Annotated in this window: 17 protein-coding genes; 11 read left to right on the top strand and 6 right to left on the bottom strand. The window is 71.9% G+C overall.

Features of this window, described 5'->3' with window-relative positions:
* Positions 1-14: 14 nt before the first annotated feature.
* From ABFX54_RS38760 to ABFX54_RS38750, 3 genes are all read right to left on the bottom strand, one after another.
* Complete coding sequence (locus ABFX54_RS38760; RefSeq protein WP_346111772.1) at positions 15-1,547, bottom strand: trypsin-like serine peptidase; 1,533 nt, start codon at positions 1,545-1,547, stop codon at positions 15-17.
* Positions 1,548-1,682: 135 nt separating this feature from the next.
* Positions 1,683-2,693: a non-homologous end-joining DNA ligase gene (gene ligD / locus ABFX54_RS38755; RefSeq protein WP_346111771.1), complete on the bottom strand. Its 1,011-nt coding sequence runs from the start codon at positions 2,691-2,693 to the stop codon at positions 1,683-1,685.
* Positions 2,694-2,741: 48 nt separating this feature from the next.
* The gene (locus ABFX54_RS38750; RefSeq protein ID WP_346111770.1) at positions 2,742-2,936 is read right to left on the bottom strand and encodes a hypothetical protein; all 195 of its coding nucleotides are present in this window, start codon (positions 2,934-2,936) and stop codon (positions 2,742-2,744) included.
* Between the two features lie 384 nt (positions 2,937-3,320).
* Here ABFX54_RS38750 and hisD point away from each other — a divergent pair, with 384 nt between their 5' ends.
* Genes hisD through hisF form a run of 9 tightly spaced genes read left to right on the top strand, consistent with a single transcriptional unit; the run spans position 3,321 to position 9,370 of the window.
* The gene (hisD, locus tag ABFX54_RS38745) at positions 3,321-4,637 is read left to right on the top strand and encodes a histidinol dehydrogenase (protein WP_346111769.1); all 1,317 of its coding nucleotides are present in this window, start codon (positions 3,321-3,323) and stop codon (positions 4,635-4,637) included.
* Positions 4,634-5,704: a histidinol-phosphate transaminase gene (locus ABFX54_RS38740; RefSeq protein ID WP_346111767.1), complete on the top strand. Its 1,071-nt coding sequence runs from the start codon at positions 4,634-4,636 to the stop codon at positions 5,702-5,704. Before hisD ends, ABFX54_RS38740 begins: the two co-directional genes overlap by 4 nt.
* The gene (gene hisB / locus ABFX54_RS38735; protein ID WP_106244651.1) at positions 5,701-6,294 is read left to right on the top strand and encodes an imidazoleglycerol-phosphate dehydratase HisB; all 594 of its coding nucleotides are present in this window, start codon (positions 5,701-5,703) and stop codon (positions 6,292-6,294) included. The genes ABFX54_RS38740 and hisB overlap by 4 nt, the downstream gene beginning before the upstream one ends.
* Positions 6,291-6,446 carry a hypothetical protein gene (locus ABFX54_RS38730; RefSeq protein WP_346111766.1) on the top strand — a complete coding sequence of 52 codons (156 nt, stop codon included), beginning with the start codon at positions 6,291-6,293 and terminating at the stop codon, positions 6,444-6,446. The genes hisB and ABFX54_RS38730 overlap by 4 nt, the downstream gene beginning before the upstream one ends.
* Entirely contained in the window at positions 6,440-7,078 is a 639-nt protein-coding gene (hisH, locus tag ABFX54_RS38725; RefSeq protein WP_346111765.1) for an imidazole glycerol phosphate synthase subunit HisH, read from the top strand. The genes ABFX54_RS38730 and hisH overlap by 7 nt, the downstream gene beginning before the upstream one ends.
* Positions 7,079-7,127: 49 nt before the next feature.
* Positions 7,128-7,457, top strand: a complete 330-nt coding sequence (locus ABFX54_RS38720) for a hypothetical protein (RefSeq protein WP_346111764.1) — start codon at positions 7,128-7,130, stop codon at positions 7,455-7,457.
* Entirely contained in the window at positions 7,458-8,180 is a 723-nt protein-coding gene (priA, locus tag ABFX54_RS38715; RefSeq protein ID WP_346111763.1) for a bifunctional 1-(5-phosphoribosyl)-5-((5-phosphoribosylamino)methylideneamino)imidazole-4-carboxamide isomerase/phosphoribosylanthranilate isomerase PriA, read from the top strand. It abuts the gene before it with no gap.
* A 21-nt stretch (positions 8,181-8,201) separates the two neighbouring features.
* A complete protein-coding gene (locus tag ABFX54_RS38710) occupies positions 8,202-8,612 on the top strand; it encodes a Rid family hydrolase (RefSeq protein ID WP_346111762.1) in 411 nt (136 codons plus the stop codon).
* Positions 8,609-9,370, top strand: coding sequence for an imidazole glycerol phosphate synthase subunit HisF (gene hisF, locus ABFX54_RS38705; RefSeq protein WP_346111761.1), 762 nt, complete (start codon positions 8,609-8,611; stop codon positions 9,368-9,370). Before ABFX54_RS38710 ends, hisF begins: the two co-directional genes overlap by 4 nt.
* A gap of 33 nt (positions 9,371-9,403) precedes the next feature.
* Here the strand turns inward: hisF and ABFX54_RS38700 are convergent, their stop codons facing one another.
* The 3 genes from ABFX54_RS38700 to ABFX54_RS38690 all read right to left on the bottom strand — a co-directional run bounded on the left by ABFX54_RS38700 (position 9,404) and on the right by ABFX54_RS38690 (position 11,934).
* The gene (locus ABFX54_RS38700; RefSeq protein ID WP_346111760.1) at positions 9,404-10,765 is read right to left on the bottom strand and encodes a glutamine synthetase family protein; all 1,362 of its coding nucleotides are present in this window, start codon (positions 10,763-10,765) and stop codon (positions 9,404-9,406) included.
* Between the two features lie 61 nt (positions 10,766-10,826).
* Positions 10,827-10,988 (bottom strand): hypothetical protein, encoded by a 162-nt coding sequence (locus ABFX54_RS38695; RefSeq protein WP_169789240.1) that lies wholly within the window; start codon positions 10,986-10,988, stop codon positions 10,827-10,829.
* 316 nt (positions 10,989-11,304) lie between these two features.
* On the bottom strand, positions 11,305-11,934 hold the full coding sequence (locus tag ABFX54_RS38690; RefSeq protein WP_346111759.1) for a TIGR03085 family metal-binding protein: 630 nt from the start codon (positions 11,932-11,934) through the stop codon (positions 11,305-11,307).
* A 117-nt stretch (positions 11,935-12,051) separates the two neighbouring features.
* On the opposite strand from ABFX54_RS38690, the gene ABFX54_RS38685 reads away from it, so the two are divergent.
* The gene (locus tag ABFX54_RS38685; RefSeq protein ID WP_346111790.1) at positions 12,052-13,842 is read left to right on the top strand and encodes an ABC transporter ATP-binding protein; all 1,791 of its coding nucleotides are present in this window, start codon (positions 12,052-12,054) and stop codon (positions 13,840-13,842) included.
* The gene (locus ABFX54_RS38680; RefSeq protein WP_346111758.1) at positions 13,839-15,620 is read left to right on the top strand and encodes an ABC transporter ATP-binding protein; all 1,782 of its coding nucleotides are present in this window, start codon (positions 13,839-13,841) and stop codon (positions 15,618-15,620) included. Before ABFX54_RS38685 ends, ABFX54_RS38680 begins: the two co-directional genes overlap by 4 nt.
* Positions 15,621-15,702: the final 82 nt, after the last annotated feature.

The raw sequence follows: 15,702 nt of genomic DNA, 5'->3' as shown, positions 1-15,702 counted from the left end.
CTCGGGGGTGGTGGTCAGGCGCGGGTCTGGAGGCGGAAGGTGCTGACGTTGTCGCGCTGGGTCGGGTCGAGGCGGGTGGAGGTGACGCGGGCGATGATCGGCAGCCGGCGCGCGGCGTCGTCCGCGAGGTCGAGCCGGGCGGTGATCCGTACCGGCCGGTCCGGGTGGACGGCGGTGATCGTGCAGGCCATGTTCCGGCCCGCGCTCTTGCAGGCGGCCCCGCCGGCCGAGGCGGGGCGGACGCCGGCCGGGAACGTGAGCTGGACCGGCACCTGGGCGGCGGCGGCCAGCCCGCGCATGGTGACGGTGGCGGTGACGGTCGCCGAGCCGCCGCGCGCGACGGGGCGCGCGGGGCCGGTCAGCTTGACGGACAGCGCGTCGTAGACGCCGTCGGGGTCGGCCTGCTTGACGATCGCGCCGTAGCCTTCGACGTTGAGCGCGTTGGCGACCGAGTTGCCGTCGGCCTCGCCGTCCTCCTTGCCCGCCGACAGCACGCCGACCAGGTCGCCGGTGCCCTTGATGACCCACGGCCCGCCGCTGTGCCCCTTGAACAGATGGCAGTTGTACGTCTCCAGCCGCCCCGCCCGGGCCGTCTCCCCGGTGGCGCTGCGCGCGGAGAGCATGGGCTCGGCGTGGCTGACGCCGGCGATCTGCCTGGTCCGGCCCAGGCAGAAGAGCTGGTCCCTGCCGTCGTACGGCTTCCTGCCGAGCAGGCCGGGGTAGCCGGTGGTGGCGATCGTGTGCTTGCCGCCCTGGTTGAGCATGGGGGTGAAGGCGCCGACCGCGTCCTGAAGGGTGCGGTCGCGCTTGCCGACCTCGATGAGGGCGATGTCGTAGACGCTGTTCCAGTCGCCGCCGCTGGTGCCGGTGTATCCGTCGGGCTTCCACGCCCGCCGGCCGCCCCATCGCCCGTACGGCTCCCGCTCCCGCACGCCGGCGCCCCGGCCGTCGTAGGCGGGGACGAAGGCGAAGTTGCTGTGCCACCGGCCGGTCGACGAGTCGTCCGGCACGCCGTACACGCAGTGGGCGGCGGTGACGATGAGCAGCTTGGAGGCGGAGCGGATGACGGAGGCGCTGCAGGAGTCGCCGCTGCCGGCGGCGTTGACGAAGAAGAGCCGGCCGCTGATGCGGCTGAGGGGCGCGTCGGTGTACGGCCTGCGCATGCGGGCGTATCCGTTGTCGTCGCCGCCGGGGGTGATCAGCTTGGCCGAGGGCACGCTGTGCCGCACGCCGGCGCTCTTGGGGGCGGCGTTCTGGGAGTCCGTGGTCTCCTGGGCCGTGCTCCGCAGGCTCTGGGGCAGGTCGGAGGCGGTGGCCTTGGCCTGTCTGCCCGGCGTCCAGTAACGCACGGCCTTCCCGGGGCGCATCAGGGGCGACGCCTCGGCGCCCCATCCGGGCAGGGCGGGCCGGGTCGGGGCCGCCGCCTGTTCGGCCGACAGGACGGCCGACAGGACGGCCGGCGCCGCGGGCGGCTTGTCGGCCGCCGCGGGCAGCGCGGGCGCGGCGCCCGTCAGCGTGATCAGGGTGGTGACCAGGGTTCTCCGCACAATGTCCCCCGAGCAGCTCGACCGATGTTTCGATCACTTTAAGTCACCATAAGGGTGCGAAGAGTGGTCGGGGTGGGTGTGTCGCGAGGATGAGGGCGGACGTGCTCTGTTCGCCTGCCGGGAGACGGGGAGGCGTCAGCCCGCTGCGGCGTCGCCGGTCGTGTTCGGGGGCAGGATCTCGCTGGTGCTCGCCTCGGCCGGTTCGCGGTCGGGCCGCAGTCCCCGCCAGGAGGGGTGCCGTAGCCGCCCGTCGCCGGTGACCTCGGCGTACTGCACCTCGCCGACCACCCGGGGCTCGACCCAGCGGGCGTCGCGGGCGTGCTCGCGCGGCACCGGCTCGCCGAAGGGCGGGTCGGGGCGTTCCAGGGGGGTGAGCCGTTCGAGCAGGTCGCGCAGCATGGTCTCGGTGAAGCCGGTGCCGACGTGGCCGACGTAGCGCAGCCGCCCGCGCGGGTCGTACGCGCCGAGCAGCAGTGACCCGATCGTCCCCGACCGGCGCCCGCCGCCGGGTTTCCAGCCGCCGACGACGACCTCGACGGTGCTGACGTTCTTGACCTTCGTCCATTCGGCGCTGCGCCGGCCGGGCCGGTACGGCGAGGTGGTGCGCTTGCAGACGACCCCTTCGAGCCCGAGCTGCCGCGAGGAGTCGAAGGCCCGCGCGGCGTGGTCGGCGAACCAGACGGGCACCTGCCAGCGGAAGCCCGGCGTGAGCGTGCTCTCCAGCAGTTCGCGCCGCTCGGTGTAGGGGCGGGCGATGACGCTGTCGTCGCCGAGGTGGAGCAGGTCGAAGGCCATGAAGGTGACCGGCGTGGTCCTGGTCAGCTCGGCGACGGCGACGGGGTTGCGCTGGTGCATGCGGGGTTGCAGGGCCTCGAAGCTGGGCCGTCCTGCCTCGTCGAAGGCGACGATCTCCCCGTCGAGCACGGTGGGGAGCGGGCCTGCGGCGCCGGCCATGAGCTGGAGTTCGGGGTAGGCGGGGGTGATGTCCTTGCCGTTGCGCGACATCAGGCGGACGGCGCCGTCCTCGACGTAGGCGAGGGCGCGCACTCCGTCCCATTTCATCTCCACGGCCCAGTCCGCACCCTGGACGGAGGTCAGGGTGCCGAGCTGGGCCAGCATCGGCGAGTAGGCCGGCAGCCGCGACATGGTGCATGCCGTACCCCGTCCGCTTGATCGACAGTGACGGGGAGGGGTCTACAGATGGTCAAGCGGTGTGTGTTCGACGAGTTCGGCCAGGTCGACGCCGTGCTGGCCGAGTTCGGAGACGGTGGCGCAGTAGCCGCGCAGGTAGGTGCGGCCGTTGACCTGATGGGAGACGCGCAGCAGTGGGCGATCGTCGAGGATGATCGCCTCCACCAGGATGCCGTCGGGGCCGTGCCACTGTCCCATGCCGGTAAGAGTATGGGAGCGGACATAATGGACAGGTAATGCCGGCGGCCCCATGGTCGCGGGGAGGCGCCGGGAAACCCGGTGAAAACCGCCCTCCACGACACGCGAATCGGGTAAAAACGACGCAACGTTAACTTTGGGTTACTCGAAGTTTTTCTTGGCGTGGCGCGTTAGTGAGGCCGCGCCGGGGGCAGTGGCACGTGCTCGGAGCTTTCCCCGGCCGTGGCCGTACCCCGTGACGGCCACGGCGGCCACCCCGGCAGGCCCGGTCCGGGGTGCGGCGGCCGCGGGGCGTGCGTCGGCGAGCGCCGCCCCGCGACCGCCGGGCCGTTCCGCGATGTGGACAGAACCGGATTCAGGGTCTGGACTCCGTAGACTGTCAGGGTGATTTCCCGTATCGACATGCGCGCTTCCCTGCCCGGGAATCTGCGCGACGTGCTGCCCCGCGCCGAGCTCGACGTCGAGGCCGCCCTGGAGAAGGTGCGGCCCATCTGCGAGGACGTACGCCATCGCGGGGCGGCAGCCGTACGGGAGCTGACCGCCAGGTTCGACGGTGTCGAGATCGCCTCCGCCCGCGTCCCCGCCGAGACCCTGGAGCGGGCCCTGGCCGAGCTGGACCCGAGGGTGCGGGCGGCGCTTGAGGAGTCGATCAGGCGGGCCAGGCTGGTCCACCGCGACCAGCGCCGCGCCGACGTCACCACCGAGGTCGTGCCCGGCGGCACCGTGACCGAGCGGTGGGTGCCGGTCGACCGGGTCGGCCTCTACGTCCCCGGCGGCCGGGCGGTCTACCCGTCCAGCGTGGTGATGAACGTGGTGCCCGCGCAGGAGGCCGGCGTCGGCTCGCTGGCCGTCACCAGCCCGGCGCAGAAGGAGTTCGGCGGGCTGCCGCACCCGGCCATCATGGCCGCGTGCGCGCTGCTCGGCGTGGACGAGGTCTACGCGGTGGGCGGGGCGCAGGCGGTGGCCATGTTCGCCTACGGCACCGAGGAGTGCCCGGCGGCCACGATGGTGACCGGTCCTGGCAACATCTACGTGGCGGCGGCCAAGCGGCTGCTCAAGGGGCGCATCGGCATCGACTCCGAGGCCGGCCCGACCGAGATCGCGATCCTGGCCGACGAGACGGCCGACCCGGTCCACGTCGCCGCCGACCTGATCAGCCAGGCCGAGCACGACACGATCGCCGCCGCGGTGCTGGTCACCACCAGCGCCGAGCTGGCCGACGCGGTCGAGAAGGAGCTGCCGGGCCAGGTCTCGGCCACCCGCCACACCGAGCGCATCACCGAGGCGCTGAGCGGCCGGCAGTCCGGCATCGTGCTGGTCGGCTCGATCGACGACGGGCTGAAGGTGGTCGACGCCTACGCCGCCGAGCACCTGGAGATCCACACCGCCGACGCGGCGGCCGTCGCGGCGCGGGTGCGCAACGCGGGGGCGATCTTCGTGGGCGCCTACGCGCCGGTCTCGCTCGGCGACTATCTCGCCGGCTCCAACCACGTGCTGCCCACGGGCGGCTGCGCCTGCCACTCCAGCGGTCTTTCCGTGCAGTCGTTCCTGCGCGGCATCCACGTCGTCGACTACTCCCGCGAGGCGCTCGCGGGCGCGGCGGCGCACGTGTCGGTGCTGGCCGACGCCGAAGACCTGCCCGCACACGGCGCCGCGATCCGCGCCCGATTCGACTGGCGAGTGCCCACGGAGACCGCGTGAACCTGGACGATCTGCCGATCCGCGACGATCTGCGGGGCAAGACGCCCTACGGCGCTCCCCAGATCGACGTCCCGGTCCGGCTCAACACCAACGAAAACCCCTACCCACCCTCGCCCGAGCTGGTCGCCGACCTGGCCCGCGAGATCGGGAAGCAGGCGGGCACGCTCAACCGCTACCCCGACAGAAACGCGGTGGCGCTGCGCGCCGGCCTGGCCGGCTACCTCGGCCACGGCCTGACCACCGAGCAGGTGTGGGCGGCCAACGGCTCCAACGAGGTGCTGCAGCAGATCCTTCAGGCGTTCGGCGGCCACGGCCGCACCGCGCTGGGCTTCGAGCCGTCCTACTCCATGCACCCGATCATCACCGGCGGCACCAGCACCGAGTGGGTCAGGGCGACCCGCGAGGAGGACTTCTCCCTCGATCCGGGCAAGGCCACCGCCGCGATCGAGGAGCACCGCCCCGACGTCGTCTTCCTCACCTCGCCCAACAACCCGACGGGCACCGCCCAGCCGCTGGAGACGATCGAGGCGGTGCTGGCCGCGGCGCCCGGCATGGTCGTGGTGGACGAGGCGTACGCCGAGTTCGCCCGTGAGGGCACGCCGTCGGCGCTGACGCTGCTGCCCGCCCACCCGCAGCTGATCGTCACCCGGACGATGTCCAAGGCGTTCGCGATGGCCGGCACCCGGCTGGGCTACCTGGCCGCGCATCCGGCCGTGGTGGAGGCGCTGCTGCTGGTGCGGCTGCCCTACCATCTGTCGACGCTCACCCAGACGGCGGCGCTGGTGGCGCTGCGGCACCGGGCCGAGCTGCTCGGCACGGTCGACGCGCTGCGGCGCGAGCGGGACGCGACGGTGGCCTGGCTGCGCGGCAAGGGGTTGTCGGTGGCCGACTCCGACGCCAATTTCGTGCTGTTCGGGCGTTTCCCCGACCGGCGCAAGGTGTGGGAGGGGATGCTGGAGCACGGCGTGCTCATCCGCGAGGTGGGCCCGCCCGAATGGCTGCGTGTGTCGATCGGCACGGGCGAGGAGATGACGGCGTTCCGCGCCGCCCTGGAAGGAGTCTTGTGAGCCGCGTAGGTCGCGTCGAGCGTGTCACGAAGGAGACCTCGGTCCTGGTGGAGGTGGGCCTCGACGGCACCGGCCGGGTCGAGGTGGCCACGGGGGTCGGCTTCTACGACCACATGCTGGCCCAGCTGGGCAAGCACGGTCTCTTCGACCTGACCGTCAAGACCGAGGGCGACCTGCACATCGACTCCCACCACACGATCGAGGACACCGCGCTCGCGCTGGGCGCGGCGTTCCGCGAGGCGTTGGGCGACAAGTCGGGAATCAGGCGGTTCGGCAGTGCGTCGTGCCCGCTGGACGAGTCGCTCGCCCAGGTCACCGTCGACCTGTCCGGCCGCCCCTATCTGGTGCACTCCGAGCCCGAGGGCATGGCGCCGATGATCGGCCCCGAATACGACACGACGATGACCCGCCACATCCTCGAGTCGTTCGTCGCCCAGGCCGCGATCTGCCTGCACGTGCACGTCCCCTACGGCCGCAACGCCCACCACATCGTGGAGTCCCAGTTCAAGGCGCTGGCCAGGGCGCTGCGCGAGGCGTCCGAGCTCGACCCGCGCGCCACCGGGGTGCCCAGCACCAAGGGCGTCCTGTGACCGACAACCTGCTCGCCGGGGTGATGGTGTTCATCGGGCTGTTCCTGGGCGGCGGTGTGTTCTCCCTGCTCAAGCAGGGGCTGAAGATCGGCGCGGCCGTCTGCGCGGTCGGCGCGGTTCTGGCGATCACGGCGGGGGTGTTGTGGTGGTGAGCAAGAAGAACGTGGTGGTGCTCGACTACGGCTCGGGCAACCTGCGCTCGGCCGAGCGCGCCCTGGCCAGGATCGGCGCCGAGGTGAGCGTGACGTCCGACTTCGACGCGGCGCTCGACTGCGACGGTCTCGTCGTGCCGGGCGTGGGCGCGTTCGAGGCGTGCATGAAGGGCCTCAAGGGTGTGCGCGGCGAGCAGATCGTCGGCCGCCGGCTGGCCGGCGGGCGGCCGGTGCTGGGCATCTGCGTGGGCATGCAGATCCTGTTCGCCAGGGGCGTCGAGCACGGCGTCGAGACCGAGGGCTGCGGCGAGTGGCCGGGAACGGTCGAGCGGCTCGAAGCCCCCGTGCTGCCCCACATGGGGTGGAACACCGTCAAGGCGCCCGGCGGCAGCGTGCTGTTCGACGGGCTCGACGCGGCCACCCGCTTCTACTTCGTGCACTCCTACGGGGTACGCGAGTGGGAGTTGCGCACCGGCGACGGATTCGCCGAGCCGCTGGTCACATGGGCCGAGCACGGCGTGCCGTTCGTGGCCGCCGTGGAGAACGGCCCGCTCATGGCCACCCAGTTCCATCCCGAGAAGAGCGGCGACGCCGGAGCCGCGCTGCTGCGCAACTGGCTCGGCACCATATGAGCCGCCGCTCTGCCGCGCATATGGCCTGTCCGGCCCGCCGGGAGAGACCGTGAGCAAGGAACGCGCCCGGCGGCGGGCCGAACGCGAGGCCGAGCGGGCCCGCGCCATCCAGGTCAACGAGGAGCGGCAGGCCCGCAGGGCCCGCCGCCGCGCCTGGCTGGCCCGCCTGGTCCCGCGCCCGATCCGGTTCTACCGCCAGGGCGGCCTGCTCGCCCGCCGCCACCGCGCCCAGAACGCGGTGGTGGCGCTCGGCTTCGTGATCGTCCAGGTGATCGCCTGGCTGGTGTGGGGCTCGCTCCCGGTCAGCTTCGGCGTCCTCATCTTCTCGCTGTTGCTCGCGCCCGTTGTCGTGACCCTCGCCTTCGACCGGAGGATCTGAATGTCGCTCGTATTGCTGCCCGCCGTGGACGTCGCCGACGGCCAGGCCGTACGCCTGGTGCAGGGCGAGGCCGGCACCGAGACCGGCTACGGCGAGCCCCTGGCCGCCGCGCTGGCCTGGCAGGAGGCGGGCGCCGAGTGGATCCACGTCGTCGACCTCGACGCCGCCTTCGGCCGCGGCACCAACCGCGACCTGATCGCCGAGGTCATCGGCCGGGTCGACGTGAACGTGGAGCTGTCCGGCGGCATCCGCGACGACGAGTCCCTGGCCGCCGCCCTGGCCACCGGCTGCCGCCGGGTCAACATCGGCACCGCCGCGCTGGAGAACCCCGAGTGGTGCCGGAAGATCATCGCCGAGCACGGCGACCGGATCGCGGTCGGGCTCGACGTGCGCGGCACCACGCTGGCCGCCCGCGGCTGGACCGAGGAGGGCGGCGACCTGTGGGAGGTCCTCGACCGGCTGGAGTCCGACGGCTGCCCCCGCTACGTGGTCACCGACGTGACCAAGGACGGCATGCTGCAGGGCCCCAATCTCGACCTCTACCGCCGCATCTGCGCCCGTACCGACAAGCCCGTGGTCGCCAGCGGCGGCGTTTCCAGCCTCGATGACCTGCTGGCACTCGCTTCTCTCGTCCCGGAGGGAGTGGAAGGCGCCATCGTGGGAAGGGCGCTCTACGCTCACGCGTTCACACTGGAAAACGCGCTGGCCGCGGTACGCGTGTAGCTCTTGCCGGGAGGGGGCGAGATGAGCGTCAGCAGCATCGGTATGGAAAGCACCGGATACCGGGTGTTCTCCGGCGGCATCTGGGAGGAGAAGTACGGCTACGCCCGTGCCGTGGTGGCGGGCGACCGGGTGATCGTGTCCGGCTGCACCTCCACGGTCGACGGAGAGGTGCGCCACGTCGGCGACGCCTACAGACAGGCCCTGACCGCGATCGACATCGCGCTCGAAGCCGTCCTGATGGGCGGCCTGGCGCGCGAGGACGTCATCATGGTCCGCTACTACGTGGTCGAGCAGCGCCACTTCGACCACGCGGGGCGGGCCATCAACGAGGTCTTCGGCAAAGTACGGCCCGCCTGCACCGGGGTGCGGGTGGCAGGACTGATCGATCCGCGCATGCTGGTCGAGATCGAGATAGAGGCACTGCGAGCATGACCGTTGCGGTAAGAGTCATCCCCTGCCTCGACGTGGACGCCGGGCGTGTGGTCAAGGGCGTCAACTTCGAGAACCTGCGCGACGCGGGCGACCCCGTCGAGCTGGCCAGGCGCTACGACGAGGAGGGCGCCGACGAGCTGACCTTCCTCGACATCACGGCGTCGTCGGGCGAGCGCGAGACCATGCTCGACGTGGTGCGCAGGACCGCCGAGCAGGTGTTCATCCCGCTCACCGTCGGCGGCGGCGTCCGCGCGGTCGAGGACGTCGACCGGCTGCTGCGCGCGGGAGCCGACAAGGTGTCGCTCAACACGGCCGCCATCGCCAGGCCCGAGCTGCTCACCGAGGCGTCCCGGCGCTTCGGCGCGCAGTGCATTGTGCTGTCCGTGGACGCCCGCCGGGCGCAGGGCACGGCGAGCGGGTTCGAGGTGACCACCCACGGCGGCCGGCGCGGCACCGGGATCGACGCGGTGGAGTGGGCCGCCAGGGGCGAGGAGCTGGGCGTGGGCGAGATCCTGCTCAACTCGATGGACGGCGACGGCACGCTCGACGGCTACGACCTGGAGATGCTGCGCGCGGTCAGGGCGGCCGTGCGGGTGCCGGTGATCGCCAGCGGTGGCGCGGGCCGGCTGGAGGACTTCCCTCCGGCGGTCGCGGCGGGCGCCGACGCCGTCCTGGCGGCCAGCGTGTTCCACTTCGGCACCCTGAAGATCTCCGAGGTCAAGGAGACGCTGCGGATGGCGGGCCACCCGGTCCGCTGAACCCTTGTTCTGACGCCTGGATTTCCGCGGGCGTCAGAACACCCGCAGGTGGTTGAACAGCTCGTAGGAGACGTCCTTGGCGGCGAACGCGGCCGCCTCGGACCGCTTGACGGTCAGGTACGCGTCGCGCCGCAGCGGCCCGAGCGCCTCCATGAGCACCTCGTCGGCCTCCAGCGCGTCCAGCGCCTCCTCCAGCGAGGCCGGCAGGCGGGGAAAGCGGCCGGGGACCGTGTCGGGGTCGACGTCCACGGCCTCGCCCGGGTCGAGCTTGCGCCGGATGCCGTCGAGCCCGGCGTGGATGACGGCGCCGAGCGACAGGTAGGGGTTGGCCGAGGAGTCGGAGGGCTTCAGCTCCAGGTTCGGCTCGCCGCTGTCGCCGAGCGGGGAGCACACGCGCACGGCCGCCTCCCTGTTGTCGGGGCCGTACACGGCGTACGCGCTGGACCACATGCGGGGCGCCAGCCGGCGGAAGCTGTTGACGCTGCCGCACGTCAGCGCCGTGAGGGCGGGCAGATGGGCGAGCAGGCCGCCGATGAAGCCGGCCCGCACCTCGCCGTCCTCGGCGAACAGATTACGAGAGCCGCTCCACAGCGACAGGTGCAGATGGGCGCCGTTGCCGGCCTGGTCGGCCAGCGGTTTGGGGGCCAGCGAGGCCCACATCTGCATGCGCAGGGCCACACCGCGGACGGTCTCGCGGTAGATGACGTGGTTGTCGGCGGCCCGCAGGGCGGGGGCGTGGCGCACCGACAGCTCCTGCTGGCCGGGGCCCAGCTCCGGATGGTAGTGCTCGACCCGCAGCCCCTGCGTCTCCAGGGCGCGCATCAGCTTGATCGTGTAGTCGTGGGCCGTGTCGAAGCCCAGCCCGGCGTAGCAGAGCGTGTCGTCGATCGGCACCAGCCGGTCGGGCCCGCCCGCCGGATCGGGCAGCCTGCGGCCGAGCGTGAACTCCGGCTCGAACGCGGCGACGAGCGTGTAACCCTCGGTCGCCAGCTCGGCGATGGCGTCCTTGAGAAACGTCCGCGCGCACGCCTCCCACGGGGCGCCGTCGGGACGGCGCAGGTCCGACAGCATGGCCGCGGCGCCGGGAGCGTACGGCAGCGGCACATACGTGGCGGGGTCGGGAACGATGCGTACCTCACCCACCGGACCCATGTGCTCGACATCCTGGAGCTGGTCGAGCATGTTCATCGCCATCATGGCCACCGTGTGCCCGATGCCTGTGCTGAGCCGTTCGGCCAGCCGCGACCGAGAAGCCGCCTTGCCACGGATCACGCCACCGTGGTCGGCGTACAGGAACCGGATCAGCTCGATGCCCTCAAGCTCGGCCCGTTCGAGGATCCGCCGGGCGTTGGGATCGAGCTGATTGATCTTGGTGCCGCTCGGGCGATCTGTCATTCTGCCTGCGTAACACGATCTGGCAGCGCTTGGAAGCACCTGACGCAGACAGAACCTTCCGTCAGGTCAGAACACTTGAGAAGAACACGGCCAACTGATTGGCTCCCTGAATGATTCCGTCGAACACACCGTTGACCGCGGCGGCGGCTTGGGCCGGCCGGGTGAACAGGTAGAAGACCACGAACGCGACAGCCACGTACGTGATCACCTTCTTGACCTGCATGGGGGGCCTCCTGCAGTCCATTCCCAGCCGTATATACCCGGATCTGGGCGATCACTAGGCATCTTCTGTGAAGATGTACATGATCCTAACCGGGGGGCTTCTTTCTCATGCCATGGTACGGGCTTGAACCCGCGCGCGAGCGCCTGCCGCGCCGGGATTTCCGTGACGGCAGGGGCGTGGCAGGTGGGTGCCTCGTGACAGAAGATTGATCGGCCTTTAGCCAGGTCGCCAGGGTCGATCGGAGCGCCGGCGGGCGGGCGTCGAGCCCGGATCCCTCTCGGCGGCCCGATCGCGGGCAGGGCCGGTCGGCGTGTCGTCAGACCCCCAGGGTGGCCTCGCGCAGCGCGCTGACGGCGTCGGGCTCGCCGGTGAGCTCCACCCTGGCGTGTGCCTGCCGTCCGAAGCAGAACATGAGCAGCTCGGCCGCCCGCCCGGTGACCTCGACCCGGGCGCCGCCCTTGGGCCCGCCGAGCGCGACGCCGCCGCCGAGCCGGTGCAGCACCACGCCCACGGGCGACCTGCGCAGCATCAGCCGGGCCCCGCCCGAGACCCGCTTCCAGATCAGCCGTTCGAGGTCGTCGGGCAGCGCGCGGGGCTCCCAGTCGGGCTGGGCGCGGCGCACGTCCTCGTGGTGCACGAACAGCTCCAGCGTGTTGACGGCCTCGTCGAGCGCGGGCAGCAGCGCGTACACGCCGCCGGGTGAGCGGACCAGGCCGACCAGCTCGGGATAGGGCAGGCGCGTCTTCAGGCGGTTTTGCACCGAGGCGGTGTAGCCGGCCAGCGGCTTGAGCGCGAGGCCGGGCGCCGCGTCCAGCCTGCGCTCGCGGATCGCGAGGTGGGCGGCCAGATCGGCGGTGGTCCAGCCCGTGCACAGGGTCGGCTCGTCCGGGCCGAGCCGGTCGAGCAGGTCGCAGAGCGCGGCGCGTTCGCCACGAGCATGAGTCACAGGGCCAACCCTACCGGTGGGAATAACGAAGTGATCAGACGTGATACTGACATACGTATAAACGTGCGAGCTTGAGAGGAAATCCCCCGCGTGGCGAGCAAGGTCACCTCGGCCGTGATGCGTCAAGGACTCCGTGTCCTTGGGGTGGCCATCCGCACCGAGAAGACGGTCTTCGCGCTGGCGGTCACCGCCAGCGCCCTCTACGGAGGCATGACCGTCGCCTCCGCCTGGGCACTCGGCTGGGCGACGCAGAACGTGGTGCTGACCTCGTTCACCGAAGGCGACATCACGGCGGGCGCGCTGTGGACGGGCGTGCTGCTGATCGTCGGCACCGCGCTGCTGAAGGCCATCGGCGTGGCGGGGCGGCGGATCCTGGCCGGCGTCATGCAGTACCGCATGCAGGCCAGGTCGCGCCGCGACGTGACCAAGCAGTATCTGAGGCTGCCGCTGTCGTGGCACCACCGCCACCCCACCGGGCAGCTCCTGTCGAACGCCAGCGCCGACGCCGAGGCCGCCTGGGCGCCGCTCGCGCCGCTGCCGATGGCGGTCGGCGTGATCGTCATGCTGGTCACGGCGGCGGTCGCGATGCTGTTCACCGATCTGGTGCTGGCCCTCGTCGGCTTCCTCATCTTCCCGGCCATCGCCGTGCTCAACCTGGTCTACCAGCGCCGGCTCAGCCCCCTCGCCACCCGGGCCCAGCAGCTGCGCGCCGAGGTCAGCGAGATCGCGCACGAGAGCTTCGACGGCGCCCTCGTCGTCAAGACGCTCGGTCGCGAGGAGCTGGAGACCGACCGGTTCCGGCGCCGCGCCCACGAGCTGCGCGACGCCAACATCGCGGTCGGCCGGGTGCGCGGCCTGTTCGACCCCATGCTGGAGGCCCTGCCCACGCTGGGCGTGCTCGCGGTCCTGGCCGTGGGCGCGAGCCGCCTGTCGGCCGGCGCGATCGACGCCGGCGGGCTGGTGCAGGTGGCTTACCTGTTCACGCTGCTGGCCTTCCCCATCAGGGCGCTGGGCTGGGTGCTGGCCGAGTTGCCGCGCAGCGTGGTCGGCTGGCAGCGGGTGCAGGCCGTCCTGGAGGCGACCGGCTCCATGGAGTACGGCACCGCCGCCACCACCTCCGCCGACCCGGCCGAGCTGCGGGTCTGCGGCGTCTCGTACGCCTACGGCGAGGCGGAGGTGCTGCACGACGTCACCTTCGAGGTGCCGGCCGGCCGCACCGTCGCCCTCGTCGGGCCCACGGGCTCGGGCAAGTCCACGCTCGTCCAGCTCCTGGCCCGCCTGGTCGACCCCGGCTCGGGCCAGGTGCTGCTCGACGGCGTCGACCTGCGCGAGCTGCCGTACGGGGGCGTCGCGGAGTCGGTGGCGCTGGTGCCGCAGCAGACGTTCCTGTTCGACGACACCGTACGCGGCAACATCGCGCTCGGCGGTCATGACCTTGAAGACGAAGACGTGTGGGCCGCCCTGCGCCTGGCCCAGGCCGACGGGTTCGTCGCCCGCATGCCCTCAGGGCTCGGCACCCGGGTCGGCGAGCGCGGCGCCACCCTGTCCGGCGGCCAGCGCCAGCGCCTGGCCCTGGCCAGGGCCGTCGTGCGCCGCCCCCGCCTGCTCGTCCTCGACGACGCCACCTCCAGCGTGGACCCCCAGGTCGAGGCCAGGATCCTGCACGGCCTGCGCGACGCGGCCCAGGCGTCGACGGTCGTGGTCGTCGCCTACCGGCTGGCCACCATCGCGCTGGCCGACGAGGTCGTCTACCTCGACCGGGGCCGGGTCGTCGACCGCGGCACGCACGAGGAACTGCTCGCGCGCTGCCCCGGCTACCGCAACCTGGTGACGGCCTACGAGCGCGAGGAGGCCGAGCGCGCGGCCATCGACATTCCCCCGATCGAGGAAGAAGAGATCAGCGCATGACGGTCCAGAGCATCCGGCGCGACTCGGAACGTTCCGCGCTGGCCACGGTCCGCCAGGGGCTCTCCCTGACCCCGGAGTTCCGCAAGGGCCTGGTGGGCACGCTGGCGCTGGCCGTCATCGCCACCATCGGCAAGATCATCGTGCCGATCGCGGTGCAGCAGACGATCGACACCGGCCTCAAGGGCGGCACTCCCGACGTTGCGTACATCACCCGCGCCGTCGTGATCTGCGCCGCCGCGGTGGTGCTCACCGCCCTGGCCGCGTACGTGATGAACGTGCGCCTCTACAAGGCCACCGAGTCCTCCCTGGCCACCCTGCGCGTGCGCGGCTTCCGGCACGTCCACGACCTGTCCGTGCTCACCCAGAACACCGAGCGCCGCGGCGCCCTGGTCTCCCGCGTCACCAACGACATCGACCAGATCAGCACCTTCATGCAGTGGGGCGGGCTGATGATCATCGTGGCGTTCGGCCAGCTGTTCGTGGCCACCGTCCTGATGTTCGTCTACTCCTGGCAGCTCACGCTGCTGGTCTGGGCCTGCTTCGTCCCGCTCATGATCGCCCTGCCGCGCTTCCAGCGGCTGCTGTCGCGGGCGTACACGGTCGTGCGCGAGCGCACCGGCGACATGCTGGCCGCCGTCAGCGAGTCCGTCGTCGGCGCCGCCGTCATCAGGGCCTACGCCTCGGAGCGGCGCACCGCCGAGCGCGTCGACCAGGCCGTGGACGCCAACAAGAAGGCCCAGACCAGGGCGCAGACCATCGTCGGCTTCGTCTTCCCGCTGACCGAGATCGTGGCCGCGCTCGCCATCGCCGGCATCGTCCTGCTCGGCGTGCGGCTCGGACTGTCGGGCGACATCACGCAGGGCGAGCTGGTGGCGTTCCTCTTCCTCGTGACGCTGTTCGTCTCGCCGCTGCAGACCGCCACCGAGGTGCTGAACGAGGCGCAGAACGCCGTCGCCGGCTGGCGCCGCATCCTCGGCGTCCTCGACACCCCGCCCGACGTCGCCGACCCCGGCGAGAACGGCGTGCAACTGCCCCGGGGGCCCATCGAGGTCGCCTTCGAGAACGTGCACTTCTCCTACCCGGGCGGTGTGCCCGTGCTGAGCGAGGTCACGATCGAGATCCCGCCCCGCTCCCGCGTCGCGATCGTGGGGGAGACCGGCTCGGGCAAGACCACGTTCGCCAAGCTCCTGACCAGGCTCATGGACCCCGGCTCTGGGCGCGTCACGGTGGACGGCCACGACCTGCGCGACGTGCGCTTCTCCTCCCTGCGCGAACGGATCGTCATGGTCCCGCAGGACGGCTTCCTGTTCGACGGGACCCTGGAGGACAACATCCGCTTCGGCAAGCCGTCGGCCACCGCCCAGGAGATCGAGCTGGCCCTGACCGAGCTCGGCCTGGCCGACTGGCTGGAGGGCCTGCCCGCCGGCCTGGCCACGCCGGTCGGGCAGCGCGGTGAGTCGCTGTCGGCGGGCGAGCGCCAGCTCGTCGCCCTGGCCCGCGCCTACCTCGCCGACCCCGACCTGCTCCTGCTGGACGAGGCCACCTCCGCGGTGGACCCGGCCACCGAGGTACGCCTGGCGCGCGCCCTCGAAGGCGTCACCAGGGGCCGCACGGCCGTCTCGATCGCGCACCGCCTGTCCACGGCGGAGAACGCGGACGAGGTCCTGGTCTTCGACTCCGGCCGCCTGGTGCAGCGCGGGCCGCACGCGAAGCTGGTGGACGAGCCCGGCGTGTACGCCGACCTGCATGCCTCCTGGATCACCGCCGCCCGCTCCTGAGGCCCGCCCGGCTCTGAGCCCTGCCCGCTCTGAGCCCTGCCCGCTCTGAGCCCTGCCCGCTCTGAGCCCTGCCCGCTCTGAG

Source organism: Nonomuraea maheshkhaliensis (assembly GCF_039529435.1).
Lineage (GTDB): Bacteria > Actinomycetota > Actinomycetes > Streptosporangiales > Streptosporangiaceae > Nonomuraea > Nonomuraea maheshkhaliensis.
Note: the sequence above shows the minus strand (reverse complement) of the source record. Positions and strands in the feature narration are given on the sequence as shown.